Origin of the sequence: Flavobacterium gilvum, assembly GCF_001761465.1 — a bacterium.
GTDB classification, from domain to species: domain Bacteria; phylum Bacteroidota; class Bacteroidia; order Flavobacteriales; family Flavobacteriaceae; genus Flavobacterium; species Flavobacterium gilvum.
In genome coordinates this window covers 3,642,119-3,667,160 of record NZ_CP017479.1, presented here as the reverse complement: position 1 = coordinate 3,667,160, position 25,042 = coordinate 3,642,119, and the positions used below count along the sequence as shown (strand labels likewise).

The 25,042-nt window shown below is 35.3% G+C and carries 16 protein-coding genes; 6 read left to right on the top strand and 10 right to left on the bottom strand.

Going from position 1 to position 25,042, the window contains the following annotated elements:
- Positions 1-592: 592 nt before the first annotated feature.
- From thrC to thrA, 3 genes are all read right to left on the bottom strand, one after another.
- Complete coding sequence (gene thrC / locus EM308_RS14805; RefSeq protein WP_035633873.1) at positions 593-1,882, bottom strand: threonine synthase; 1,290 nt, start codon at positions 1,880-1,882, stop codon at positions 593-595.
- A gap of 69 nt (positions 1,883-1,951) precedes the next feature.
- On the bottom strand, positions 1,952-2,872 hold the full coding sequence (locus tag EM308_RS14800) for a homoserine kinase (RefSeq protein ID WP_035633853.1): 921 nt from the start codon (positions 2,870-2,872) through the stop codon (positions 1,952-1,954).
- Between the two features lie 66 nt (positions 2,873-2,938).
- Positions 2,939-5,386 carry a bifunctional aspartate kinase/homoserine dehydrogenase I gene (thrA, locus tag EM308_RS14795; RefSeq protein ID WP_035633851.1) on the bottom strand — a complete coding sequence of 816 codons (2,448 nt, stop codon included), beginning with the start codon at positions 5,384-5,386 and terminating at the stop codon, positions 2,939-2,941.
- Between the two features lie 659 nt (positions 5,387-6,045).
- On the opposite strand from thrA, the gene hutH reads away from it, so the two are divergent.
- The 3 genes from hutH to EM308_RS14780 are packed head-to-tail and all read left to right on the top strand — an operon-like array spanning position 6,046 to position 9,627.
- Positions 6,046-7,548 carry a histidine ammonia-lyase gene (gene hutH, locus EM308_RS14790; RefSeq protein ID WP_035633870.1) on the top strand — a complete coding sequence of 501 codons (1,503 nt, stop codon included), beginning with the start codon at positions 6,046-6,048 and terminating at the stop codon, positions 7,546-7,548.
- 60 nt (positions 7,549-7,608) lie between these two features.
- On the top strand, positions 7,609-8,253 hold the full coding sequence (locus EM308_RS14785; protein ID WP_035633849.1) for a DUF47 domain-containing protein: 645 nt from the start codon (positions 7,609-7,611) through the stop codon (positions 8,251-8,253).
- 30 nt (positions 8,254-8,283) lie between these two features.
- Positions 8,284-9,627, top strand: a complete 1,344-nt coding sequence (locus EM308_RS14780) for an inorganic phosphate transporter (protein WP_051877631.1) — start codon at positions 8,284-8,286, stop codon at positions 9,625-9,627.
- 274 nt (positions 9,628-9,901) lie between these two features.
- On the opposite strand, the gene EM308_RS14775 is transcribed toward EM308_RS14780, so the two are convergent.
- The 3 genes from EM308_RS14775 to EM308_RS14765 form a co-directional block, all read right to left on the bottom strand.
- Positions 9,902-10,417: a DUF421 domain-containing protein gene (locus tag EM308_RS14775; RefSeq protein ID WP_035633844.1), complete on the bottom strand. Its 516-nt coding sequence runs from the start codon at positions 10,415-10,417 to the stop codon at positions 9,902-9,904.
- Between the two features lie 115 nt (positions 10,418-10,532).
- Positions 10,533-11,903: a 30S ribosomal protein S6--L-glutamate ligase gene (gene rimK, locus EM308_RS14770; RefSeq protein ID WP_035633842.1), complete on the bottom strand. Its 1,371-nt coding sequence runs from the start codon at positions 11,901-11,903 to the stop codon at positions 10,533-10,535.
- A gap of 127 nt (positions 11,904-12,030) precedes the next feature.
- Positions 12,031-14,598 carry an ATP-dependent Clp protease ATP-binding subunit gene (locus tag EM308_RS14765; protein WP_035633840.1) on the bottom strand — a complete coding sequence of 856 codons (2,568 nt, stop codon included), beginning with the start codon at positions 14,596-14,598 and terminating at the stop codon, positions 12,031-12,033.
- Between the two features lie 261 nt (positions 14,599-14,859).
- Here EM308_RS14765 and gyrA point away from each other — a divergent pair, with 261 nt between their 5' ends.
- The 3 genes from gyrA to EM308_RS14750 all read left to right on the top strand — a co-directional run bounded on the left by gyrA (position 14,860) and on the right by EM308_RS14750 (position 20,479).
- Complete coding sequence (gene gyrA / locus EM308_RS14760) at positions 14,860-17,514, top strand: DNA gyrase subunit A (protein ID WP_035633838.1); 2,655 nt, start codon at positions 14,860-14,862, stop codon at positions 17,512-17,514.
- A gap of 105 nt (positions 17,515-17,619) precedes the next feature.
- Positions 17,620-18,888 carry a tetratricopeptide repeat protein gene (locus tag EM308_RS14755; RefSeq protein WP_035633867.1) on the top strand — a complete coding sequence of 423 codons (1,269 nt, stop codon included), beginning with the start codon at positions 17,620-17,622 and terminating at the stop codon, positions 18,886-18,888.
- 526 nt (positions 18,889-19,414) lie between these two features.
- Positions 19,415-20,479, top strand: a complete 1,065-nt coding sequence (locus EM308_RS14750; protein WP_035633836.1) for a tetratricopeptide repeat protein — start codon at positions 19,415-19,417, stop codon at positions 20,477-20,479.
- Positions 20,480-20,549: 70 nt separating this feature from the next.
- On the opposite strand, the gene argH is transcribed toward EM308_RS14750, so the two are convergent.
- The 4 genes from argH to EM308_RS14730 all read right to left on the bottom strand — a co-directional run bounded on the left by argH (position 20,550) and on the right by EM308_RS14730 (position 24,975).
- Positions 20,550-21,830 (bottom strand): argininosuccinate lyase, encoded by a 1,281-nt coding sequence (gene argH, locus EM308_RS14745; protein ID WP_035633833.1) that lies wholly within the window; start codon positions 21,828-21,830, stop codon positions 20,550-20,552.
- Positions 21,831-22,034: 204 nt separating this feature from the next.
- Positions 22,035-23,105 (bottom strand): M20 family metallo-hydrolase, encoded by a 1,071-nt coding sequence (locus EM308_RS14740; RefSeq protein ID WP_035633830.1) that lies wholly within the window; start codon positions 23,103-23,105, stop codon positions 22,035-22,037.
- A 52-nt stretch (positions 23,106-23,157) separates the two neighbouring features.
- A complete protein-coding gene (gene argB / locus EM308_RS14735; protein WP_035633828.1) occupies positions 23,158-23,934 on the bottom strand; it encodes an acetylglutamate kinase in 777 nt (258 codons plus the stop codon).
- 90 nt (positions 23,935-24,024) lie between these two features.
- Positions 24,025-24,975 (bottom strand): N-acetylornithine carbamoyltransferase, encoded by a 951-nt coding sequence (locus EM308_RS14730; protein ID WP_035633826.1) that lies wholly within the window; start codon positions 24,973-24,975, stop codon positions 24,025-24,027.
- Positions 24,976-25,042: the final 67 nt, after the last annotated feature.

Sequence of the window (25,042 nt, the reverse complement as noted above, 5' to 3'; positions counted from 1 at the left end):
GTCGTTATCTTATTTTTGGATTCGGGTAAATTGCACTTAACACGTAATTTTGGTGTGTTTTTTGTATATGGTGAAAAAAAAGTTCTTTTTTTTAATTAATAATTCAAATGCAATCGATTACACAAATATATAAAAAATAGTTTCAAATCGTAAAATATACAGGAATTTGTTATTTGCTCGGTGTTGTTTTTTTTATGGCTGAAAAAAGAAAGTTGTCGTAGCCCTGATGGAAGCCTACCGTGTGGACACATCTAAAAATAGAACACCGATGACACAGATTTAACGGATTTAAACAGATGAAATTTGATAATCTATTTTCAACAATAAGAATTATTTATTTTTTGCTTCTATCTTTTTGGTAATATGCAAAAAAAATCAGCGACAATCTGTCTAATCTGTTAAATCTGTGTCCCATTTTAAGTGTATTATATTTGTGTCCAGACGGTAGAATGAAAGCCGCATCCTGTGTGCTTGGGGTTCGGGGACACAGATACAGCGGACAGCAGGATTAGCTCCCAAAAAAAAGCCACTTAAATTTCTCTATCACTAGCAAAACTTAAATGTCCTTATATGCCTTATATGGTAAAAAAAATTAATTCAAAAAATCTTTCAACTCATCATAAGTTGAAATTTTTACGCTTACTTTTTCTTTATTCAAAACACTTTCAATTTGGGTTGGAATAGGAAGCTGAATGTTTAATGCAGGTTCTACAACATCCAAAAATTTAATAGGATGCGCGGTTTCTAGGAAAACTCCAATGGCATTGGTGTGTTTTTTCAATTCTTTTTTCAAACCTAAATAACCCACAGCACCGTGCGGTTCTGCAATGTAACCAGCGGTTTTGTAAATGTTTTTCATGGCTTCTAGAGTTTCTTCGTCGTTATATGAAAACGATGAAAAATCTTTGCTGAATTCATTCAAATCGTTGTTGTATAATTCCTGAATTCGGATAAAATTACTTGGATTTCCTACGTCCATTGCGTTTGAAATAGTCGCTTTGGAAGGTTTAGGTTCGTAATTTCCTTTTTCCAGAAATCTTGGAACTGTATCATTAATGTTGGTGGCGGCCACGAAATGCTCAATTGGCAAACCAAGTTTTTTGGCCATAATTCCGGCACAGATATTCCCGAAATTCCCGCTTGGGCAAGAGAAAACCAAAGGTCTGTTTTGTGATTTTAATTGTTTGTAAGCAAAGAAAAAGTAAAACATTTGAGGCAACCAACGGGCTATATTTATTGAGTTCGCCGAAGTGAGGTTTTTGTGTTTCAGGCTTTCGTCCAAAAAGGCTTTTTTAACCATATCCTGGCAATCGTCAAAAACGCCATTTACTTCAAGCGCTCTAATGTTTTGTCCCAAAGTAGTCAATTGTCTTTCCTGAATGTCGCTCACTTTTCCGGAAGGGTAAAGGATTACGACATCAACACCTTGAACACCTAAGAAACCACTAGCAACTGCACCTCCAGTATCACCGGAAGTTGCAACAAGTACAGTATTTTTATTGTCTTTTTTGTCTTTGTTGAAATACCCTAAACAACGAGACATAAAGCGGGCTCCTACATCTTTGAAGGCCATTGTGGGACCGTGATACAATTCTAATGCATAAATGTCTTTTTCTACTTTTTCAGTTGGAAATTCAAAACACAAAGTTTCTGCAATGATTTGTTTTAAAGTTTCGGTAGGAATTTCGTCTCCCACAAACTGCTGAATAGCTTCAAAAGCAATTTCTTCGTTGCTTAAATTTTCAATGTTATTAAAGAAATCCTGAGATAAAGGCGTTATTGTTTCAGGAAAATACAATCCTTTATCGGTTGCCAATCCTTGTATTACGGCTTCCTGAAAAGAAACGTTTGGTGCATTATGGTTTAAACTGTAATATTTCATTGTGATTTTTGATTGTAGATTAACGATTTGTGATTTTTGATTTACATCTGAAATCATTAATCAAAATTCTTAAATTATTGTTATCCCTTCATCATTCACTTTGGAAACGTGAATTTCGTAAGGCAAATTCATTTCTTCGTAAACGGCACTCATGGCTTTGGCGATTTTGTCGGCGTTTTCTTTTCCTTTGCTTAAAGCAAAAATAGAAGGCCCTGAACCCGAAATTCCCGATCCTAAAGCTCCATTTTCATAAGCCGTTTGCTTGATTAAATCAAATCCCGGAATCAGCATAGAACGGATAGGTTCGATGATTTCGTCGTGCAATGAACGACCTATTAATTCGTAATCCTGAGTGTAAAGACCGGCTACCAATCCGCCTACATTTCCCCATTGTGTGATGGCACTTTTCAAGGAAACTGTTTGTTTCAATACCGAACGCGCGTCTGATGTTTTTAACTCAATTTGAGGATGAACCACCGTTGCGTATAATTCGGATGGGCTGTCAATTTTGATAATATCCAAAGGATTTGAACTTCGGACCAATGTAAAACCTCCCAAAAGGGCAGGGGCAACATTGTCGGCATGAGCATTTCCGCTGGCTAATTTTTCACCTTGCATAGCAAATTTCACCAATTCTTTTCTTGTAAAAGGCCTTCCCAATAATTCGTTGATGCCAAAAACAGCTCCCGCCGAACTGGCAGCACTACTTCCGATTCCGCTTCCCGCTTTGATGTGTTTGTAGATTTCGATTTCAAAACCAAATTCGGTTTCCACTTCTTCCAACATTGCCAAAGCAGCAACACCGGAAACATTGTTTTCGGTTTCCATAGGCAAATCGGCTCCAACAATTTTTGTGATGCGAACACCTTTTACATCTGATTTTCGGATAATCATTTCATCACCTTGAGTAGCCAAGCAAAGGCCTAAGACGTCAAAACCGCACGAAAGATTCGCGATTGTGGCGGGGCAGAATATTTTTATTTCATTCATATTTTTTAGATTCTGAGTTTCTGAGATTCTAAGATTCTGAGATGACTTAGCATCTTAGCAACTTTTTTACACATTTCCTATTCTAATCACATCGGCAAAAATTCCAGAGGCTGTAACAGCCGCACCGGCACCAGCACCTTTTATCAATAATGGTTGATCTACGTAACGATCAGTGTAGAATAAAACGATATTGTCTTTTCCTTCCAAATTGTAAAATGGATGATCTTTTGGGATGAATTGCAAACCTACGCTCGCTTTTCCATCTTCAAATTGTGCCACAAATTTCAAACGACTTTCTTTTTGATTGGCTTCAGCCAAAAGTGATTCGAAATGGTTTGCATGAGTTATTAAAGAAGCAAAAAAGGCATCATTATTGCTAGTTTCCATACAGGCTGCCGGAAGGAAAGAATTATTTTCAATATCTTCAATATCCATTTTATAACCGCTTTCGCGAATCAAAATCAGAATTTTTCTTGCAACGTCAATTCCGCTCAAATCAATTTTTGGATCTGGTTCAGTAAATCCTTGAACCCCTGCTTCTTTTACGACATCATGGAAACTGTAATTTTCACTGAAATTATTAAAAATAAAGTTCAAACTTCCTGACAAAACAGCTTGTATTTTGTGTACTTTGTCGCCTGAAGCGATTAAGTTTTTTACAGTATCAATGATAGGTAATCCAGCTCCAACATTGGTTTCAAACAAGAAAGGCGCATTGAATTTGCGTGATAAACTTTTTAGGTTTTTATAATTATCATAAGCAGATGAACAAGCAATTTTGTTACAGGTTACAACTGCTACGTTTTGTTTTAAATAGTACTCGTATGTTTTAGAAACTTCAGCATTGGCAGTGATGTCTACAAAAATACTGTTACGTAAATTGAGTTCTTTTACCTTGGCAATAAACTGTTCCATATTGGCAGTTTCTCCTTTTTCCAAAAGCGATTGCCATTCTTTTAGCGACATTCCTTCTTCGTCAAAATACATTTTTCGGGAATTGGAAACCGCGATAACTCTTAGATTTATCTTTAAATTTTCTTTTAAAAATTTCTTTTGTTGGTGAATTTGTTCAATGAATTTCTCACCCACATTTCCAACACCCATTACAAACAGATTTAATTGTTTGATGTTTTCTTCAAAGAAGTTTTCGTGCAAAGAGTTTAACGCTTTTTTGACATCTCTTTCATTGATAACAACAGAAATATTTCTTTCAGAAGCTCCTTGTGCAATAGCTCTGATGTTGACATTGTTTTTTCCCAAAGTGCTGAACATTCTTCCGCTCAAACCTTGGTGGTTTTTCATGTTTTCACCAACCAAAGCAATGATGCAAAGTTTTTGTTCAACAATGCAAGGATCTATTTTATTTTGTGCAATTTCTATTTGAAAAGCTCTATTGATGGCAAGTTCGGCAGTGTCGGCATCCGAGTTCAAAATACCAATACAGATTGAGTGTTCTGAAGAAGCTTGAGTAATAAAAATTACGTTGATACCTTCATGTGATAAAACTTCGAATAATCGTTTAGATGATCCGGCAACACCTATCATTCCTGAGCCTTCCAAAGTAATCAATGTGATGTTGTCAATATGGCTAATTCCTTTTACAGGATTTATTTGCGACGAAACATCATTAGAAATCTTTGTTCCTTCGGCTTGCGGCTCGAAAGTATTTTTGATAAAAATTGGAATATTTTTTCTTAAAACAGGCTGAATTGTTGGCGGATACAATACTTTGGCACCAAAATGAGACAATTCCATTGCTTCCTGATAGGAGATTGTGGCGATTGGCTGCGCTTGTTTTACAATTTTTGGATTAGCAGTGAACATTCCGTTTACATCAGTCCAAATTTCCAAATCGGTTGCATCTAGAGCTCCTGCTATGATTGCAGCAGTGTAATCGGATCCACCACGGCCTAAAGTCGTTATGATTCCATCTTCTGAAGTAGCAATAAAGCCAGGCATTACAACGACCTGATTTTCATTTGATGCAAAAAAATCAGAAATCAATTGATTTGAATGGTCAAAATTCACGGCCGCTTTGCCAAAATGATTGTTGGTTTTAATCAATTCGCGGCTGTCTTTGTAGCTGCTGTTTTTTAGCTTTTGTTTCAAAGCCTCGGCGATAATGTAGGAAGATAATAATTCTCCAAAACTTAGGATGGTATCCAAAGTTCTTGCAGATAATTCTCCCAAAAGAAAACACCCATCAAGCAATGTTTCCAAATGGTTGATGATACGTTTTATATGACTTAATAAGCCACTTTGTTCGCTTACCGGGATAAGTTGTTTGAGGGCTTCTAAATGTTTTTTCTCAATTTCAGTGACAATATCTTTGAAACTTTCATCGTTGGAAGTTGCTTTTGAAGCTGCCAATTGCAATAAATCGGTTACTTTACTTAAGGCGGAAACAACAACAACAAGCTTTTCGTCTTGTGCTTTATTAATGACTATATCTAAAACTAATTTTATGTTTTCTGCATTGGCCACCGAACTTCCGCCAAACTTTAATACTTTCATGATATTTTATATTTGTTTTAAAGTGATTTAATATCACTAATTTTATATGATTGTCAGTATTTGAAACCGCAGTGATTTTTGTATTTTATAAAATGCAAAAGGTTTCTATACACCCATGACTTTCTTTCTTTGCGAAAAAGAATAATAAATTGGATTATATGTAATAAAGTATACCCCTAAGGGGTAGTAATTGTAGTAGATGTAGTTGTAACAGCAAGAGCAACCCAAATTTGGGCAGTTATCGAAGGGTGATATGTACTGTTAAAATTTTTCATTTTTGATTTTCCAAAAGTACAGTTTTTTATCAAAAAACAAAGCTTTATCTTTCTCTTTTATGAATAGTTTAATAATTGAAAATCAATTTTGACTCAAATTTAAGATTGCGTAATTTATTTATTTGTTTTTTGAGATTATCTTTGTTTTAATGAGAATTGTAGCCAACTTTTTAAATTGGTTCAGGCTTAAATAATAGAAGTTTTTGGTTCGGATATGGTTAATTGAGCTTTCAAATTAATAAAAGGAGATTTTGCGTTTGAAGAAATTGTAAGAATTGGAGATTGGTTTTAAAATTTTATTTTGGTTTATTTTTAAATTATTGTTAAAAGACATTGCTTTTTAATGTTGATTTGTTGAATTTTGAACATTTAAAATCGGATAAAATGGAGAATGTACATTATATAAGTACTGACTTGCTCACTTTTCAAGTTTTGGAGGAGATTATTTCGCACCAGAAATCAATAGTGCTTTCGGAGAATGTAAAGACTAATGTTATTAAGTGCAGAAAATATTTGGATTCAAAAATGGCTTCTCATTCAGAACCTATTTATGGAATCAATACAGGTTTTGGGTCGTTATGTAATGTTAAGATTTCTAACGAAAATTTGTCAAAACTTCAAGAAAACCTTGTGAAATCCCATGCTTGTGGAACAGGGGAGGAAGTGCCAAATGAAATTGTGAAATTAATGCTGTTGCTTAAAATTCAATCGTTGAGCTATGGTCATTCCGGAGTGCAATTGAAAACAGTAGAGCGTTTAGTTGATTTTTATAATAATGATATATTACCGGTAATCTATACTCAAGGATCGCTTGGCGCATCTGGAGATTTGGCTCCATTGGCACATTTGGCATTGCCATTATTAGGCGAAGGAGAAGTTTGGTTTGAAGGAAAAAAAGAAAATTCGGCCGAAGTTTTAAAGCATTTTGGTTGGGAACCAATTGTGTTGCAGTCCAAGGAAGGTTTGGCATTATTAAACGGAACCCAATTTATGAGTGCTTATGGTGCTCATATTGTAATGAAGGCAAACAAGTTTTCTTATTTGGCTGATTTAATTGGTACTATATCTTTGGAAGCTTTTGATGGAAGAATTGAACCTTTTAATGAGTTGATACATTATATACGTCCGCATCATGGTCAAATTGCGACAGCCAAAAGAGTAAAAGAATTTCTGGACGGCAGTGAAATTATAGAACAATCCAAAACACATGTACAAGATCCTTATTCTTTTCGTTGTATTCCGCAAGTGCATGGTGCTTCAAAAGATGCGATTGATTATGTGAAAAAAGTATTTAAAACAGAAATTAATTCGGTAACCGATAATCCAAATATATTTTTCGAAAGCGACCAAATTATTTCCGGTGGGAATTTCCACGGACAACCTTTGGCATTGGCATTGGATTTTATGGCGATCGCTTTGGCAGAGTTGGGAAGTATTTCGGAGCGTAGAACCTATCAATTGATTTCGGGATTGCGTAATCTTCCAGCTTTTTTGGTTGATAATCCCGGCTTGAATTCAGGATTCATGATTCCGCAATACACAGCTGCGAGTATTGCAAGTCAAAATAAACAATTGGCAACGCCTTCGAGTGTAGATAGTATTGTTTCGAGTAATGGTCAGGAAGATCATGTGAGTATGGGGGCCAATGGAGCTACCAAATGTTTGCGTGTACTGGATAATCTGGAACGTATTTTGGCGATCGAATTGATGAATGCTTCGCAGGCAATAGAATACCGTAGGCCTTTGCAATCAAGTGATTTTATCGAAATGTTTATAAAATCTTACAGAGAAGAAGTTCCTTTGGTGAAAGAAGACCGAATTCTTCATTATGATATAGAAAAAACAGTGATTTTCCTGAACACTTTTCAGATTGATGAAGATTGTTAACATTGGCTTAACATTGGCTTTAAATAATGAAGTAATTTTGCACTATTAAAACACAAACAAATGTCATTAAATAGTATTTTCCAGTTTTTGGTACCAAAAGACAAAAAGTTCTTTCCTCTTTTTGAAGAAGCATCAAGTAATTTAATCGAATTGGCTTCACATTTGCACGAAGCTGTTAATCTTCCTTTGAAAGAGAGAGAGGTTCTTTTTATTAAAATCGACGAATTGGAACAAAGAGGTGAGGATATTACACGTCAAACCAATTTAGAATTAAGTAAAAACTTTATTACTCCTTTTGACAGGGAAGATATTCACTCGCTTATTACATCAATTGATTATGTTGCCGATTATCTTCACGGTGCTGCAACACGTATGAGATTGTACAAAGTAGATAAGATTACAAAATCAATTCGTAAAATGACAGAAATCAACCTTGAGGCTTGTCAAAATATAGCTGTTGCTGTAAAAGAATTGAAAAATTTGAACAATATGAAGACAATTACCAATGCTTGTGCCAAAATCAACAAGCTTGAAAATAAGTCGGATATGGTATATAATAAAGCTGTTTTTGAAATTTTCGAGAACGAAACTGATGCCAAAAATATCATTAAATATAAAGAAGTGTTGTCAGTTTTGGAATCTGCAACTGATAAATGTAAGAGTGTTGCCAGCGTTTTAGAGTCTATCACCGTAAAACATTCTTAATCCAAACTTTATTCATTTGAAGATATTGATATGACTTTACTCATAATTATTATAGTTTTAGCATTAATTTTTGATTACATCAATGGTTTTCACGATGCGGCCAATGCTATTGCTACTGTTGTCGCAACCAAGGTTTTATCACCATTTCAGGCGGTACTTTGGGCAGCTTTTTTTAACTTTTTGGCCTATTGGGTTTTTGGTTTTGGAGTGGCCGATACGGTTGCCAAAACAGCTCATACCATGGATATTAACCTTGTCGTTATTTTGGCAGGTGTTATTGCTGCAATTGCTTGGAATTTAGTAACATGGTGGCTTGGAATTCCTTCAAGTTCTTCGCATACATTAATTGGGGGATTTGCTGGGGCGGCTTTAGCTCATGCGATAGCTGTTCATGGTTTTTCCGGTTACCTTGATGCCGATGGTAACACGCAGTATTGGTATGATATTGTGAGTTGGTACAAAGCAGGAAAAGATGGCGGAATGCCCTCGGGTGTCCTTATTATTATTGCATTTATCGTTTTGGCCCCTTTTTTGGGAGCCTTAATGTCTTATTTGATTTCGATTTGGTTGTTGTATTCCTCTCGAAAAAGCATTTACCCAAAGATTTTTACTTTATCATTAATGGTTTTGACTATTTGGTTTGTTTATAGCCAAATGGTAGGTTATGTAGATATTGATAAACCAAGATTTGCTTCTCATTTTTGGAGTGTTGCTTTTGAAGCGCATAATATCAAATGGTTTTTGGTTGCCTTTATTATTTTGACAATCAGTAGTTTTGGGTTGATATTTAGTAGTCTTAATTTACATCAATCTAATGCGTGGCTGAAAAAAATGCAATTGCTATCTTCTGCAGCATTTAGTTTGGGGCACGGTGGAAACGATTCGCAAAAAGTAATGGGTATTATTGCAGCTGCTGTTGCGGTTTATATCCACACCAGTGGAGCTTCACAATTAAGTTTACCAGATTGGTTACAAGTAATTCTTCCAGATGATGATAAAGGAATCAAGGGAGCGATGCCAGCTTGGATTCCATTAGCGTGTTATTCTGCAATTGCGGCAGGAACTTTGAGTGGAGGTTGGAAAATTGTAAAAACTATGGGATCCAAAATCACCAAAGTAAGCTCTTTTGAAGGTGTTGCCGCCGAAACAGCCGGAGCATTGACATTATATTTCACAGAACATTTTAAAGTTCCAGTAAGTACTACACACACAATTACAGGCTCTATTATTGGTGTAGGTTTGACTAAAAGAATTTCTGCAGTACGTTGGGGAGTGACAGTAAGTTTGGTTTGGGCTTGGGTCTTGACAATTCCTATTACAGCAGTGTTGGCCTCATTAGTATATTATTTTTTAAGTGTGTTTATATCATCATAACAACAACAAACATATTGTCCATAAAAAAACCATTCAATCCGAATGGTTTTTTTATGAATTATAGTGAAGTGATATTTTTTTGGAGCAGAAATTTGGTATTCATAACAACTGTGGTCCCGCTGTTCGTTGCAATCTTGTGAGTCTCGTCTCGTCTTTAAGGACGAGACGAGACTCACAAGGATTTTCACTTCCATCGGGGCTAAAAATCACATTTGCGGTCTTATATGACCTTATATGCCTTATATGGTTAAAATTTGCGAACAGTAATTTGAATCTAGTTTCCCTGAATTAAATTCTTATGGTTCTTTCTTCGTTTGTAATGAGTTTGTTTTAAATTGCTTTCGCCCGTGATGATACTTATGTTACCATCAATTTCAAGCATGGCAAGTTTTACATCTTTAAAATGTTCAACACCATGTTCTCGCATCGCTTCTTTCAGTTCATCTGAGGTAATATCTAATTTGGAGAGTTTTTTGAAATCCAAAGTTCCATTGTGAATAAGAATTTCGGGTTTTTCGAGTAGTAATTCGCTTAATTTTTTGTAACGAAACATTGATTTCTTTAAAACAAAATTAATAGCAAAAAGTATTGTAGCCGCTGCCAAACCTCCCAAAAGTGTCGTATCATTACCAACCATTGCATTTTGTACCGAGTTGCTTATCAGTAAAATCAAAATGACATCGGCGGTGTTGAGCTGAGATAATTCTTTTTTGCCAAAAATGCGTAAAGCAATAATCATAAAGAAATAAACGGCTGTACTGCGGATGATTATATCAAGATAGGGATTCATGTTTTAAATTTTAGATTTCAGAAGGCAGATTTCAGAATTCAGAATTTGTTATTCTTTTTACAGTTTTTGACAAGTGTTCACTGAATTTTGCCTTCTGGATTCCGAAACCGGCAATTTATTTTATTTTAAAATTTTTCTCAATTGCCTTAATCATTTCTCCTGCAATGTCTTTATTGGTAGCACCTTCGATACCTTCCAGACCCGGAGAAGAGTTTACTTCGAGTAATAAAGGGCCTTTTGCGGAGCGAATAATATCTACACCGGCAACTTTTAAATCCATTGCCTTTGCGGCCTTAATGGCAATCTTTTTTTCTTGGGCAGTAACTTTAATCACCGAAGCTGTTCCGCCCAGATGGATATTGGCTCTAAATTCCCCAGGCATAGCTTCTCTTTGAATAGCAGCAACCACTTTGCCGTCAATAACAAAACAACGAATATCTTTTCCGTTGGCTTCTTTGATGAATTCCTGAACAAGTATGTTGGCATTTAGGCTTTTGAATGCGTTGATTACACTTTCTGCAGCTTTTTTGGTTTCAGCCAGTACAACTCCTTTTCCTTGGGTTCCTTCCAATAATTTAACGATTAGAGGCGGGCCTCCAACCATTTTTATTAAGCTATCGGTATCCAAAGGGGAGTTGGCAAATCCTGTTGTTGGGATGTCAACACCGTGATTGAGTAATAATTGCAATGAAAATAATTTATCTCTGGACTGTGTGATTGCCGTTGATGAGTTTAGGCAATAAACTTTTAAAGCTTCAAATTGACGTGTTAAAGCACAGCCGTAAAAAGTAACACTTGGTCTTATTCTTGGGATAATAGCGTCAAATTTATTTAATATTTTTCCTCCACGATAATGAATTTCGGGGGTTTTGGCATCGAGTTTCATGTAGCATTCTTTGATATTCAAAAAGTGCATTTCGTGGCCGCGCATTTCGCCGGCTTCCATAATCCTTTTGTTGCTGTACAATTCTGGATTACTTGCCAAAAGACCTATTCTTAAACCGGAACTGGCTTTTTCTGAATTCTTATACAGTTCGGTTAGGCTTTCTTGTGTTGGTTGTCCCAAAAGGTATTTTTGTGCCGGGTCAACCAATATTCTTCCGCTCATGGCTTCGCGCCCTAACAGCATTCTGAAACCCATTGAGTCGCGGTTGGTTAAGGTCATTTCAATTGGCCATTTTGTATCTCCAATTGAAATTTGAGTAAGAATTACATAACGATGTTCCCTAAAACCACTGGAGCTTTTCACAATCCTTTTGTCCACCATTGGAGCTTCGCAATGGATAACCGTTTTGATGTTATTCTGTATAGGATTAATGTCAAACTTTACCCAATTGGCATCATTCTTAATGAATGGCGCAATATTAATGGCATGCAAAGCAGATGTTTTGGCACCAGAATCGACTCTGGCCTTAATTGTAGGGATTCCTAATTCTGGAAATGAGCACCATTCTTCGCTACCCAGTATGAGTTTGTTTTGAAACATAGGTTGTTTTGTATAAGTATCAAAAGTAAATATTTGTTTTTAAAAAATACCATAATATCCTATAAAGAATAAACCCGTTAGGTTATTAAAACGTAACGGGTTTGTTATGTGATGTTATTGTTTTAAATTATTGATTAGTAGGCTCTTCTGTTTGGTTTCGCGGTTCTTCCGCTTTATGGATATCTACTGTCAATTCTTGTGAATCCTCTTTGATGTCCATGTAGATTTCATCACCTGCAGCAATTTTTGAAGTGATAATTTCTTCTGCCAAAGCATCTTCTACATATTTTTGTATAGCTCTTTTTAATGGTCTTGCGCCAAATTGTTTGTCGAAACCTTTATCGGCGATAAAAGCTTTTGCTTTATCGGATAATTTTAACTGATAACCAAGTTCGCTGATACGATCGTATAGTTTTTTTAACTCGATTTCGATAATTAAATTGATATCATCTTTTTCCAAAGTATTGAATACAATTACATCATCAATTCGGTTTAAAAATTCTGGAGCAAAAGTTTTCTTTAAAGCATTTTCGATAACGCTTTTTGAATTATCATCGGCTTGAGCAATCTTGGCGGCAGTTCCAAATCCAACCCCTTGACCAAAATCTTTCAATTGACGCGCTCCAACATTCGAAGTCATAATAATAATCGTATTTTTGAAATCGATTCTACGACCTAAACTATCAGTTAGGAATCCATCGTCAAGTACTTGAAGCATCATGTTGAAAACATCGGGATGTGCTTTTTCGATTTCATCAAGTAGCACAACACAATATGGTTTTCTTCGAACTTTTTCAGTCAATTGACCACCTTCTTCATAACCAACGTATCCCGGAGGTGCTCCAACCAATCTCGAAATCGCAAATTTCTCCATGTATTCGCTCATGTCAATTCGAACCAATGCATCCTCAGAATCGAATAATTCTTTGGCAAGAACTTTGGCTAATTGTGTTTTACCAACACCTGTTTGTCCCAAGAAAATAAAGGAACCAATTGGTTTGTTTGGGTCTTTCAGTCCAGCACGATTTCTTTGGATAGAACGGGCGATTTTTAAAACGGCTTCGTTTTGACCAATTACTTTGTTTTGGATAAGTTCAGGCAATTTTGCCAATTTGTTACTTTCAGTTTGTGCAATACGATTTACTGGAATTCCGGTCATCATAGATACTACATCGGCAACATTATCTTCGGTAACCAAAATCCTGTTGGTTTTAGAATCTTCCTCCCATTGCTCTTGTGCTATGGCCAAATCCTTTTCTATCTTTTTCTCGTCATCACGAAGTTTGGCTGCTTCTTCATATTTTTGTTTTTTAACAACCAAATTTTTCAACTCGCGAACTTCTTCCAATTGTCTTTCCAAATCCAATATTTGTTTTGGAACATCGATATTGGTAATGTGAACACGTGATCCGGCTTCGTCTAGAGCATCGATAGCTTTGTCCGGCAAAAATCGTTCAGACATATATCTGTTTGTCAATTTAACACAGGCTTCAATAGCTTCAGGTGTATAAATTACGTTGTGATGGTCTTCGTATTTGTTTTTGATGTTATTCAGAATGGCGATTGTTTCTTCAACAGATGTTGGTTCCACAATCACTTTTTGAAAACGTCTTTCCAATGCGCCATCTTTTTCTATGTATTGACGGTATTCGTCCAGTGTTGTTGCACCAATACATTGGATTTCTCCTCTTGACAATGCAGGTTTGAACATGTTGGATGCGTCTAGAGAGCCTGTTGCTCCGCCTGCGCCAACAATAGTATGAATCTCATCGATGAAAAGAATGATATCATCATTTTTCTCCAATTCGTTCATAACAGCTTTCATTCTTTCCTCAAATTGTCCTCTGTATTTAGTGCCTGCAACAAGACTTGCCAAATCAAGAGTAACGACACGTTTATTGAAAAGGATTCGGGAAACTTTCTTTTGAATGATACGCAAAGCAAGACCTTCGGCAATGGCAGATTTACCAACGCCTGGTTCACCTATTAATAGGGGATTGTTTTTTTTGCGACGGCTCAAAATTTGGGAAACACGTTCTATTTCTTTTTCGCGTCCAACTACAGGATCTAATTTTCCTTCTTCAGCCATTTCGGTCAAATCTCTTCCAAAATTGTCAAGTACTGGAGTTTTAGATTTTTTATTTGATTTGTTGGCAGGATTATTAAAATTCCCTTCTTTTAGACTGTCATCTTGTCCGGAATCGTCATTGTACGATTCATTTTTTGGCAAATTTTCTAAAAAATCTTCTTCGTTTGGCGTCATATTGATGTATTGTTCTTTAGCTAAATCATAATCAATTTTCAGTTTATTCAATAGCTTGGTTGTAGGGTCATTTTCGTTTCTTAAGATACACAACAGTAAATGCGCTGTGCTAATTGATGAGCTCTGGAAAACTTTTGCTTCTAAAAATGTTGTCTTCAAAGCGCGTTCAGCTTGACGTGTCAGATGTAAATTTTTCTTTTCTACACTAACATCAATGCTAGGACTGGCGGGGCTTAGGATTTCAACTTTCCGTCTTAGATGATCAAGATCTACGGAGAGGTTGTTTAGGATGTGAATTGCTTTACCATTTCCATCCCTTAGAATGCCAAGCATCAAATGTTCAGTACCTATAAAGTCATGTCCAAGGCGCAATGCCTCTTCTTTGCTATAAGTAATAACGTCTTTTACTCTAGGTGAAAAATTATCATCCATGATCGTTAGGTGTTGTTATTGTAAATTTAGTAATTATCATAATTAAAAGCAAAAATCATACCTTTAAAAAGTCTTACTGCTAATTGACAAAAAATATGACGAAGATAGAGTTAAAGTCTATTTATTTTATTAACCAATTGCTAAATGTAATTTGTTAATAAATCAAGAAAAAATCTGATTGTTTATTGGTGAAAACATATTGAGAAAGCTTATATTAGCGGGATTTTTTAAAACAAAATAATTTTAATTTAAGAATATATTATGTCTGAAGGAGAAAAGTTGATTCCTATTAATATTGAAGATGAAATGAAATCTGCTTACATCGATTATTCGATGTCTGTAATTGTTTCCAGAGCGCTTCCTGATGTAAGAGATGGATTGAAACCGGTTCATCGAAGAGTACTTTACGGAATGCATGAATTAGGAGTTTTTTCAAATAAAGCCCATAAAAAATCGGCAAGAATTGTTGGGGAAGTACTAGGAAAGTATCACCCACACGGAGATACTTCTGTTTATGATGCAATGGTTCGTATGGCTCAGGAATGGAGTATGCGTTACCTGTTAGTTGACGGACAAGGTAACTTTGGTTCCGTTGATGGTGACAGTCCGGCAGCAATGCGTTATACGGAAGCCAGAATGCGTAAGATTTCGGAAGAAATCATGTCAGATATAGAAAAAGAAACTGTCGATTTTCAGTTGAATTTTGATGATACTTTGTACGAACCGAAAGTGATGCCCACAAGGGTTCCTACTTTGTTGGTAAATGGTGCAACCGGTATTGCAGTAGGTATGGCGACAAATATGCCCCCTCATAACCTGACAGAAGTAGTTAATGGTACATTAGCTTATATTGACAATAATGAGATTGAAATTGATGAATTAATGCATCATATCAAAGCACCGGATTTCCCAACAGGAGGTGTTATTTATGGTTATGAAGGAGTCCGTGAAGCTTTCAAAACAGGTAGAGGCAGAATTGTAATGCGTGCCAAAGTAGGTTTTGAAGAAGTTGATGGAAGAGAATGTATCATCGTTTCTGAGATTCCATACCAAGTTAATAAGGCAGATATGATTAAACGTACTGCTGATTTGGTTAATGAAAAGAAAATTGACGGTATTGCCAACATCCGTGACGAATCGGATCGTAACGGTATGCGTATTGTTTATATTTTGAAAAGAGATGCTACGCCAAATGTGGTGTTGAATACTTTGTATAAATTTACGCAATTGCAATCTTCCTTTAGTGTAAATAATATTGCTTTGGTAAATGGTCGTCCGCAAATGTTGAATCTTAAAGATTTGATTCACTATTTTGTAGAACACAGACATGATGTAGTAGTTCGTAGAACCCGTTTTGAATTGCGTAAAGCAGAAGAAAGAGCTCATATTCTTGAAGGGTTAATTATTGCTTCGGATAATATTGATGAAGTAATTGCATTAATCAGAGGGTCTAAAAATACGGATGAAGCAAGGGAAAAATTAATCGAAAGATTTAAACTGTCCGATATTCAAGCTCGAGCGATTGTTGAAATGCGTTTGCGTCAGTTGACTGGTCTTGAGCAAGATAAGTTAAGAGCTGAGTATGAAGAATTGATGAAATTAATTGATCACTTAAAATCATTATTGGCAGATGTTAACTTGCGTACAGAATTGATTAAAGAAGAATTAGTAGAAATTCGTGATAAATATGGCGATGCCCGTCGATCTCAAATTGAATATTCTGGAGGTGATGTAAGTATCGAAGACTTGATTGCTGATGAAAATGTGGTTATCACGATATCGCACGCAGGTTATATCAAACGTACAAACCTTTCTGAGTATAAAACACAAAATAGAGGAGGAGTTGGTCAAAAAAGTGCAGGAACAAGAGATCAAGATTTCTTGGAACACATGTATGTGGCAACAAATCACCAATATATGATGTTCTTTACCCAAAAAGGGAAATGTTTCTGGATGCGTGTCTATGAAATCCCGGAAGGAAGCAAAACTGCTAAAGGTAGAGCAATCCAAAATTTAGTTAATATTGAAAGCGACGATAAAGTAAAAGCGTTTATCTGTACTCAGGATTTAAAAGATAAAGACTATATCACTACTCACAACCTTGTAATGGTAACTAAACAAGGTCAGGTTAAGAAAACTTCTTTGGAGAAATATTCTAAACCAAGAGTTAATGGAGTTGCGGCAATTACAATCAAAGAAGGAGATGAGTTACTGGAAGCCCAATTGACAAATGGTGAAAGCCAAATCATCCTTGCAGTTAAATCAGGTAAATTGGTTCGTTTTGAAGAAACAAAAACGCGTCCGATGGGAAGGACTGCTTCTGGTGTTCGCGGAATTACTTTGAAAGATGATACTGACGAAGTTATCGGTATGGTAACTGTTGATAAAAAGGATATTAATGATTCGCAAATTTTAGTTGTAACCGAGAATGGATACGGTAAGCGTACCAAATTGGTTGACGAAGACGGCGAAGATGTTTATAGAATTACAAACCGTGGTGGTAAAGGAGTAAAAACCCTTAATATTACTGAGAAAACTGGTAAGTTGATTTCTATAAGTGCCGTAACAGATGCCGATGATTTAATGATTATCAATAAATCAGGATTGACTATCAGAATGGCAATCGAAGATTTACGAGTAATGGGTCGTGCCACTCAAGGTGTTAAATTGATTAACCTGAAAGGAAACGATTCTATTGCTGCAGTTACTAAGGTAATGAAAGATGACGTCGATGAAGTTGTAGTCGATGAAGAAGGAAATGTTATTGAAGATGCTGTTATCGAAAGAGTAAAACCTGTTATGGAAGTTCTTGAAGATGATGGAAGCGTAGAAGAAGATGAAGAAGATGAAGATGATGCGCCAGAAGATGATGATTCGGACGAAAATGAAGAAGATGATTCTGATGATGAAAAATAGAAATAAATAATTTTAAAGACGTTCATCACTTTATGATAAAAATCATGAAGAATGAACGTTTTTCTTGTTATTTTTGGAGTTAAATTTAAATATAAAATTAAAATTATGAAAAGTAGATATGTAATAATGGTTTCAGCATTATTTTTATCAGTTGCGGGCATAGCCCAAAAAAATGAAATAAAAGCGGCTGAGAAAGCGCTAAAAGCAGGGAATTCTGCTGAAGCTATTACAATTTTAACTGGTGCAGAGTCTTTGACAGCGAGTGCCCCGGATGCTGAGAAAGCACAATTTTTATTTGTAAAAGGAAATGCATATTTGGATTTAGCAAATAAAAAAGTAGAGGAAGGCAAGAACTTAGATCTTGCAGCAAAAGCTTATCAACAATTAGTAGAGGTTGAAAAAGTTTCTGGAAAAGCTAAATATTCAGTTCAAGCTGCAACGTCTATAACAGATATTAAAAACAAGCTGATCAATGCTGCTATCGAAGATACCAAAAAAGACAAGAATATTGATGGTGCCCAAAAATTATATTCAGCTTATTTGCTAGAGAAAAAAGACACAATCAATCTTTATTATGCAGCATCAACTTATGTGAATGCTAAGGATTATGATAATGCTCTTAAGTTGTATGAAGAGTTGAAAAAACTGAACTATTCAGGGAAAACAACTTACTATTATGCGGTTAACAAAGTAACGAATCAAGAAGACTTTTTTGCTACTGCTGCAGAAAGAGATCGTTTGGTGAAAATGGGAACCCACGAAAAACCAAGACTTGAACACATACCTTCAAAAAGAGGTGAGATTTATAAAAATATTGCGTTGATTTATGTACAGCAAGGTAAAGCTGATTTAGCTAAAAAAGCGGTTGCCGATGCTAGAAAATCCAATCCAGATGATACTTCATTAATCTTGACTGAAGCTAATTTATATCTTGAATCAAAAGATATGGAGACTTACAAAAAGTTAATTGCTGAAGCTTTGCAAAAAAATCCAAACGATGTTGATTTGATTTTCAATTTGGGTGTTGTTAGTGCTACTGCTAAAAATTACGCTGAGGCCGAGAAATTCTATAAAAAAGTTATGGAATTGGATCCAAAGTATATCAATGCCTATATCAATTTGGCTGCAATGAAGCTAGATGATGAGAAAGTAATCATTGATGAAATGAATAAATTAGGTACTTCAGCTACAGACATGAAGCGTTATGATGTTTTGAAAAAGAAACGTGAGGATTTGTTCAAAAGTACAATCCCATATTTGCAAAAAGCTGTTGAATTGGACCCTAAAAATGTTGATGTTGCAAAAACATTGTTGAATGTTTACAGTGCACTAGAAATGACTTCAGAGTATAAAGCTTTGAAAGCAAAAATGTAGTTCAGTTAAAATAACTGTTATAAAGAACCTGCTCAATTTGAGCAGGTTTTTTTTATGGTAATTGTAACAAGATGGATTATTCATGTGATTTAATTTGTTGAATTGTAATTTTTTAATGTTTTTTTTTACATCCTAATTTGTGCAGTAAAAAAATAATTCTATTTTTAGAAAAAATTATGAATTTGGATAATGTTGTAATAAACCGAAAAACAGCCTTAATCTAACTTTTGTTGATTGCATTAAGATTTTAATTCATAATTTTCGATAAACGAATTTTAAAAGTGAAAATGTTTAACCTTATATTAAAATATGCGTATGCCAAAAATTACTTTGTCTTAAAAAAGTTTTAAAAATAATTTTTAGAGTAAACCAAATCATAACTCTTAAAAATACTTTTCAAATTGCATTTCCCCCTATTTTTTTACAAGCTGATTGTTTTGATGATTTCTAAATTTTGAAAAATTGAAAATGATTCTGGATTGTTTGTGAAAAAAAATCCCCAAATAATAACCTATAACCTAACCAAATGAACAGAAAATTTGTAATGCTATCAATAGTATTATTGATAAATGCTGGTGCGTATGCACAAAAGGATCAAATAAAAGATGCCCAATCACTCTTTGAAAGCGGAAAACCACATGACGCTTTGGGAATTTTGAAAAAAATTGAATATCTGATTTATAATTCAAATGACGATATAAAGTCGGATTTCTATTTTTTGAAAGGTAATGTTTTTAAAGATTTAGCTTCAAAAAAAATTGATGTCGATGCTAATCTTTCTTCCGCATCCGAGGCTTATCAGGAGCTTATTAAAGCAGAGAATGAAGTAGGTAAATACAAATATACTTTGCAGGCCAATGTTGCCTTGAGAGGAATTAAATCGAAGTTTGTTGATGGAGCCGTAGAAGATTTAAAAGCTAGTAAATTTAAAGAAAGCGCAGAAAAAAGTTTTAAGGCATATCAATACGACAAAAAAGATACCATCAACTTATTTAATGCTGCTTCTACAGCACTAGCGGCAAAAGATTATGATTCAGCCATTAAATATTATGAAGAACTAAAAAAAGTAAATTATTCTGGCAAAGGGATAACTTATTACGCTGTGAACAAAAAAACGAAACAAGAGGAAAGTTTCACTTCGGTAGGTGCTAGAAGTGCCAGTATTGCAGCAGGTTTACATGAAAAACCAAGAGATCAGTTTTCACCCTCTAAAAAGTTTGAAATCGAGAAAACACTGGCTTACATTTATTTAGAAAAAAATGATTTGGCAAAATCTGAAATTTGTTATACTAAAGTTTTGGAAATGGATCCCAATTATATTGATGGCTATATTAATTTGTCATACATTAAAATGCAATCCAAAAAGGATTTAATGGATCAAATGGCCGCTCTTGGCACCAGTCCAAAAGAAATGGAACTTTATGATAAATTAAAAATTAAAAAAGATGATTTAGCAAAAAGTGCTATTCCTTATTTAAAAAAGGCATTGGTTATAGAACCCAAAAATCAAGATGTTATGAAGTCACTTTTAAATGTTTATAGGTCTTTGGATATGATGAATGAATACAATGCTTTGAAGGTAAGTATGTAGTGTTTAGTTCAAGAAAAAATGCCTCGTTTAATTTTTTAAACGAGGCATTTTTTATAGCTGACTTTGAATATCAATAAGCGTTTTTCATTTTATCTTTTATTGCATCCAGACAAAGATTGTTGATACTTCCCTCGTGAGTGTGTTTGGTCTCTTTTGGAGATTGATAATTCCCCGATTCTAGTTGCTCGGCCACAGCTTTATAAGCATCTCTGAAAGGCATTCCAGCCACTACCATTTCATTTAACGTATCTACAGTAAATAAGTAATCGTATTTTTTATCGTTTAGGATTCCTTCTTTCACCGTAATGTCTTTAATAGAAAAAATGGCAATATCCAGACAGGCCTTCAGGTTTTGAATGGCAGGGAATAAGCCTTCTTTTAATAATTGAAAATCTCTGTGGTAACCACTTGGTAGATTGTTTGTTATCAATGTAATTTCATAAGGCAAAGCTTGAATTTTATTGCATTTTCCGCGAATCAACTCAAAAACATCTGGGTTTTTCTTGTGAGGCATAATGCTTGAACCAGTTGTAAGATGCGATGGCAAGCCGATGAAATCAAAATTTTGACTCATATACAAGCATACATCCATGGAGAATTTTGCCAATGTTGCTGCAACACTACTCATGGCAAAGGCAACGGTTTTCTCTGATTTTCCACGGCTCATTTGTGCCGCAACCGAATTGTATTTTAAGGTTTCAAATCCCAATTCTTTTGTTGTAAAAGTTCTGTTGATTGGGAAAGAACTTCCGTAGCCAGCAGCAGAACCCAATGGATTTTGATCTACGATTTTCAATGCGGCATTCAACATTGTTATGTCGTCAATCAAGGTTTCGGCATAAGCAGAAAACCACATTCCGAAAGAAGATGGCATGGCAATTTGCAAATGTGTATAACCTGGCAATAAAACGTTTTGATGTTTTTCTGCCGATTCCATCATTAAATCAAAAAGGGTTTTTACCTGTTCTTTTAATTCTTTGACAGCATCTTTTAAATACAAATTCACATCGACTAAAACTTGGTCATTTCTAGAACGTGCGGTGTGTATTTTTTTTCCGGCATCGCCAAGTTTTACCGTTAGCAAATATTCGATTTTGGAGTGAACGTCTTCAAAACTGTCTTCGATTTCGAAATTCCCTTTTTGTATATCGGTTATAATATCTTCCAGTGCCAAAACCAGAGAATCGGTTTCAGAATTGGTTAAAAGACCAATTTGACCCAACATTTTTGCGTGAGCAATTGAACCTAAAGCATCGTATTTGGCCAAAACCAAATCAAGTTCTCTGTCATTTCCTACCGTAAAATGTTCAATTTGTTTGTCGGTTGGTATTCCTTTTTCCCAAAGTTTCATATTAATTTAGATTTTAGATTTTAGATTTTAGATTTGAAAATAACTGATTTCAAGTCTGAAAATGCTAAAATAAATAACTTATTATTTTAAAATGTTCTTGTTTCTGGAAAGCCCTAGCCCCGATAGCAGCGGAAATCCTTTTTATTTTTTCTTTAAAAATAAAAAGATTGTAGCGGATAGCGGGATTAGCTCCAAAAAAATATTTTAATTCCTTAAGAAATCATCCAGTATTTTGATGTACAATTGGATTCCTTCTTCGATTTCGTTGATATAAATAAATTCGTCTGCCGAGTGGGACCGGAGTGATTCTCCAGGCCCAAGTTTTAATGATTGACAACTTAAAACCGATTGATCGGAAAGAGTGGGAGAACCGTAAGTTGTTCTTCCCAAGGCGATTCCGGCCTGCACCAAACCGTGTGAAACGGGAATGGAGGAGGCGTTTAAGTGCATAGAACGAGGGGTAACTTCGGCGTTTACATTTGTTCTTACTGTTTCCAGAATTTCGGTATTGTTGTAGCAATCATTCACGCGGATATCGACCACTAAATGACATTCGGCAGGAACCACATTGTGTTGTTTTCCTGCATTAACTTGGGTTACGGTCATTTTTACAGGACCTAAAACTTCTGATATTTTTTCGAATTGATAGGTTTTGAACCAATCAATTACAGACATTGCGTTATAAATTGGATTATCGGGGTTTTGATGCGCCGCATGGCTCGCGGTTCCTTTTACAACCACATCGAGAACTAAAAGTCCTTTTTCAGCAATGGCTAATTGCATTAATGTTGGTTCTCCCACAATGGCACAATCGAGTTCTGGTAAGTGTTTTAAAACACTGTTAAGACCTTTTTTACCGCTGCTTTCTTCTTCGGCAGAAGCTACAACTACAATGTTGTGAGATAGATTTTCTGCAGTGTAAAAATGAGTAAATGTGGCAATTAACGAAACCAAACACCCGCCGGCATCATTGCTTCCTAGACCATATAATTTTCCGTCTTCTACTTTGGGTTCAAATGGATTGTTAGTGTAACCTTGATTCGGCTTTACGGTATCATGGTGTGAATTGAGTAAAAGTGTAGGTTTGGTTTTGTCGAAATGTTGATTGAAAGCCCAAATATTATTATTTTCTCTTTGAAAAGGGATGTTATTTTGTCGGAACCAATTTTCGATTAAAAGAGCTGTTAGTTCTTCTTCACTTGAATAGGAAGGAGTTTTAATCAGCGATTTCAATAACGATATAGCTTCTTGGGTTAGGGTTTCTATGTTTTTCATGTTTTTCTCCTGAGGTTTGACAGGCTTTTAAAACTGGTTAGTTTTTTTATTTTTATAATTGAATGCTGGTATGAATAACTCCATGATTTTGCAACATTCTGTGGTGTCCGATTTTTATTTTCTGAACACCTTTGGACAGACTGTTGAAACAGTTGTCCAATTTAGGAATCATTCCCGAATGTATAGCTTTTTCAGCTTTTAATTTGGTGTATAATTCATGATTTATTTGTTCGATTACCGAACTGTCGTCGTCCGCATCATACAAAACCCCAGGTTTTTCGAAGCAATAGGTTAAGGTAACTTCAAATATCTGTGATAATGCGATGGCTAGTTCGCTGGCAATTGTATCGGCGTTGGTATTAAGCAATTGTCCTTGTCCATCATGTGTGATAGCACAAAAAACAGGTGTTATATCGCTTTTTAGTAATGTATCTAACAAAGGAGTATTTACCTTTTGAACATCGCCTACAAAACCGTAATCTATTGTAGGGTGATTTCTTTTTGTGGACAAAATCAAATTACCGTCTGCACCCGAAAAACCAACAGCATTAGTTCCATTGGCTTGCAATTGAGCAACTACATTTTTGTTAATTTCACCTGCGTAAATCATAACTACCACATCAAGCATTGGGGCATCAGTAATGCGACGTCCGTCAATCATTTGAGGAACTAATCCAATGCTTTGGGCCATTTTTGTAGCCGATTTTCCGCCTCCGTGAACGAGAACTTTGTGTCCTTCAATTTTTGAAAAATCAATAAGAAACTGTTTTAATTCTGTTGGATTGTCGATAATGTTACCGCCAATTTTTATGATAGATAATGGAGCCATTGTGATTTTAGATTTCTGATTTTAGATTTCTGATTTTAGATTTTGGTTTGCACAAATATCTATTGATCAATAATCTATTTTCTATGTTCTTTACTCTAAACTTTTTAATATTTTCTGCAATACTAATTGTGCAGAATATGTTCTGTTGTTTGCTTGCTGAATTACTATTGAATTTTCACTGTCGATAACTTCGTCAGTTACAATTACGTTACGTCTTACCGGTAAACAGTGCATGAATTTGGCATTGTTTGTCAGTTTCATTTTATCGGCAGTTACAGTCCAGTTTGGGTCGGAATTTGTAATTTTTCCGTATTCTTTATAGTTACTCCAGTTTTTTGCATAAATAAAATCGGCGTTTTCAAAAGCTTTGTCTTGATCGTATTCGATTTTTGAATCTTTTGTAATTTCGGGGTTCAACTCGTAGCCTTCTGGATGTGTAATTACAAAATCCATATCTTCTTGTTTTTGCATCATTTCGACAAAAGAATTAGGAACAGCCTGAGGCAATGCTCTCGGGTGCGGTGCCCATGTCAAAACCACTTTTGGGCGGTGTTTTGGTCTGTATTCTTCCATGGTGATAGCATCGGCAAGGGATTGCAATGGATGTCCTGTGGCGCTTTCCATGTTTAGAATTGGCACAGTGGCGTATTTCAAGAAGCCATTGATTACCGTTTCGGCATTGTCTTTCTCTTTGTCTACCAATCCAGGAAAAGCTCTGATGGCGATAATATCACAGTATTGCGAAACAACTTCCGCGGCTTCTTTAATGTGTTCCGAAGCCCCTTGGTTCATGATCGCTCCGTCCTCGAATTCAAGCGTCCAGCCTTCACTATTAAAATTCATGACCATTACGTTCATCCCTAAGTTTATTGCCGCTTTTTGTGTACTCAAACGGGTTCTCAAACTCGAATTGAAAAACAACATTCCCAGGGTTTTATTTTTTCCCAGTTTTTTATTTTTAAGGGGATTTTTTTTGATTTTCAGGGCTTGTTTCACCCATTTTTGGAGCGAATCTATTTCTTTTATCGAAGTATAGTTCATGATTTTTTTTCTTTAGTTTATTCGTTAATTTGTTTAATCGATTAACCGAATTAACGATTAACCAAAT

Excerpts from the sequence above, each read along its gene's own strand:
- argB (WP_035633828.1), bottom strand. The coding sequence starts at position 23,934 with ATGGCTCCATTATCTATCATAAAAATTGGCGGTAACATTATCGACAAT.
- EM308_RS14800 (WP_035633853.1), bottom strand. The coding sequence starts at position 2,872 with ATGAATGAAATAAAAATATTCTGCCCCGCCACAATCGCGAATCTTTCG.
- argH (WP_035633833.1), bottom strand. The coding sequence starts at position 21,830 with ATGAAACTTTGGGAAAAAGGAATACCAACCGACAAACAAATTGAACAT.
- rimK (WP_035633842.1), bottom strand. The coding sequence starts at position 11,903 with ATGTTTCAAAACAAACTCATACTGGGTAGCGAAGAATGGTGCTCATTT.
- EM308_RS14785 (WP_035633849.1), top strand. The coding sequence starts at position 7,609 with ATGTCATTAAATAGTATTTTCCAGTTTTTGGTACCAAAAGACAAAAAG.
- EM308_RS14730 (WP_035633826.1), bottom strand. The coding sequence starts at position 24,975 with ATGAACTATACTTCGATAAAAGAAATAGATTCGCTCCAAAAATGGGTG.
- hutH (WP_035633870.1), top strand. The coding sequence starts at position 6,046 with ATGGAGAATGTACATTATATAAGTACTGACTTGCTCACTTTTCAAGTT.
- thrA (WP_035633851.1), bottom strand. The coding sequence starts at position 5,386 with ATGAAAGTATTAAAGTTTGGCGGAAGTTCGGTGGCCAATGCAGAAAAC.
- EM308_RS14755 (WP_035633867.1), top strand. The coding sequence starts at position 17,620 with ATGAAAAGTAGATATGTAATAATGGTTTCAGCATTATTTTTATCAGTT.
- gyrA (WP_035633838.1), top strand. The coding sequence starts at position 14,860 with ATGTCTGAAGGAGAAAAGTTGATTCCTATTAATATTGAAGATGAAATG.
- EM308_RS14775 (WP_035633844.1), bottom strand. The coding sequence starts at position 10,417 with ATGAATCCCTATCTTGATATAATCATCCGCAGTACAGCCGTTTATTTC.
- EM308_RS14765 (WP_035633840.1), bottom strand. The coding sequence starts at position 14,598 with ATGGATGATAATTTTTCACCTAGAGTAAAAGACGTTATTACTTATAGC.
- EM308_RS14740 (WP_035633830.1), bottom strand. The coding sequence starts at position 23,105 with ATGAAAAACATAGAAACCCTAACCCAAGAAGCTATATCGTTATTGAAA.
- EM308_RS14750 (WP_035633836.1), top strand. The coding sequence starts at position 19,415 with ATGAACAGAAAATTTGTAATGCTATCAATAGTATTATTGATAAATGCT.
- thrC (WP_035633873.1), bottom strand. The coding sequence starts at position 1,882 with ATGAAATATTACAGTTTAAACCATAATGCACCAAACGTTTCTTTTCAG.
- EM308_RS14780 (WP_051877631.1), top strand. The coding sequence starts at position 8,284 with ATGACTTTACTCATAATTATTATAGTTTTAGCATTAATTTTTGATTAC.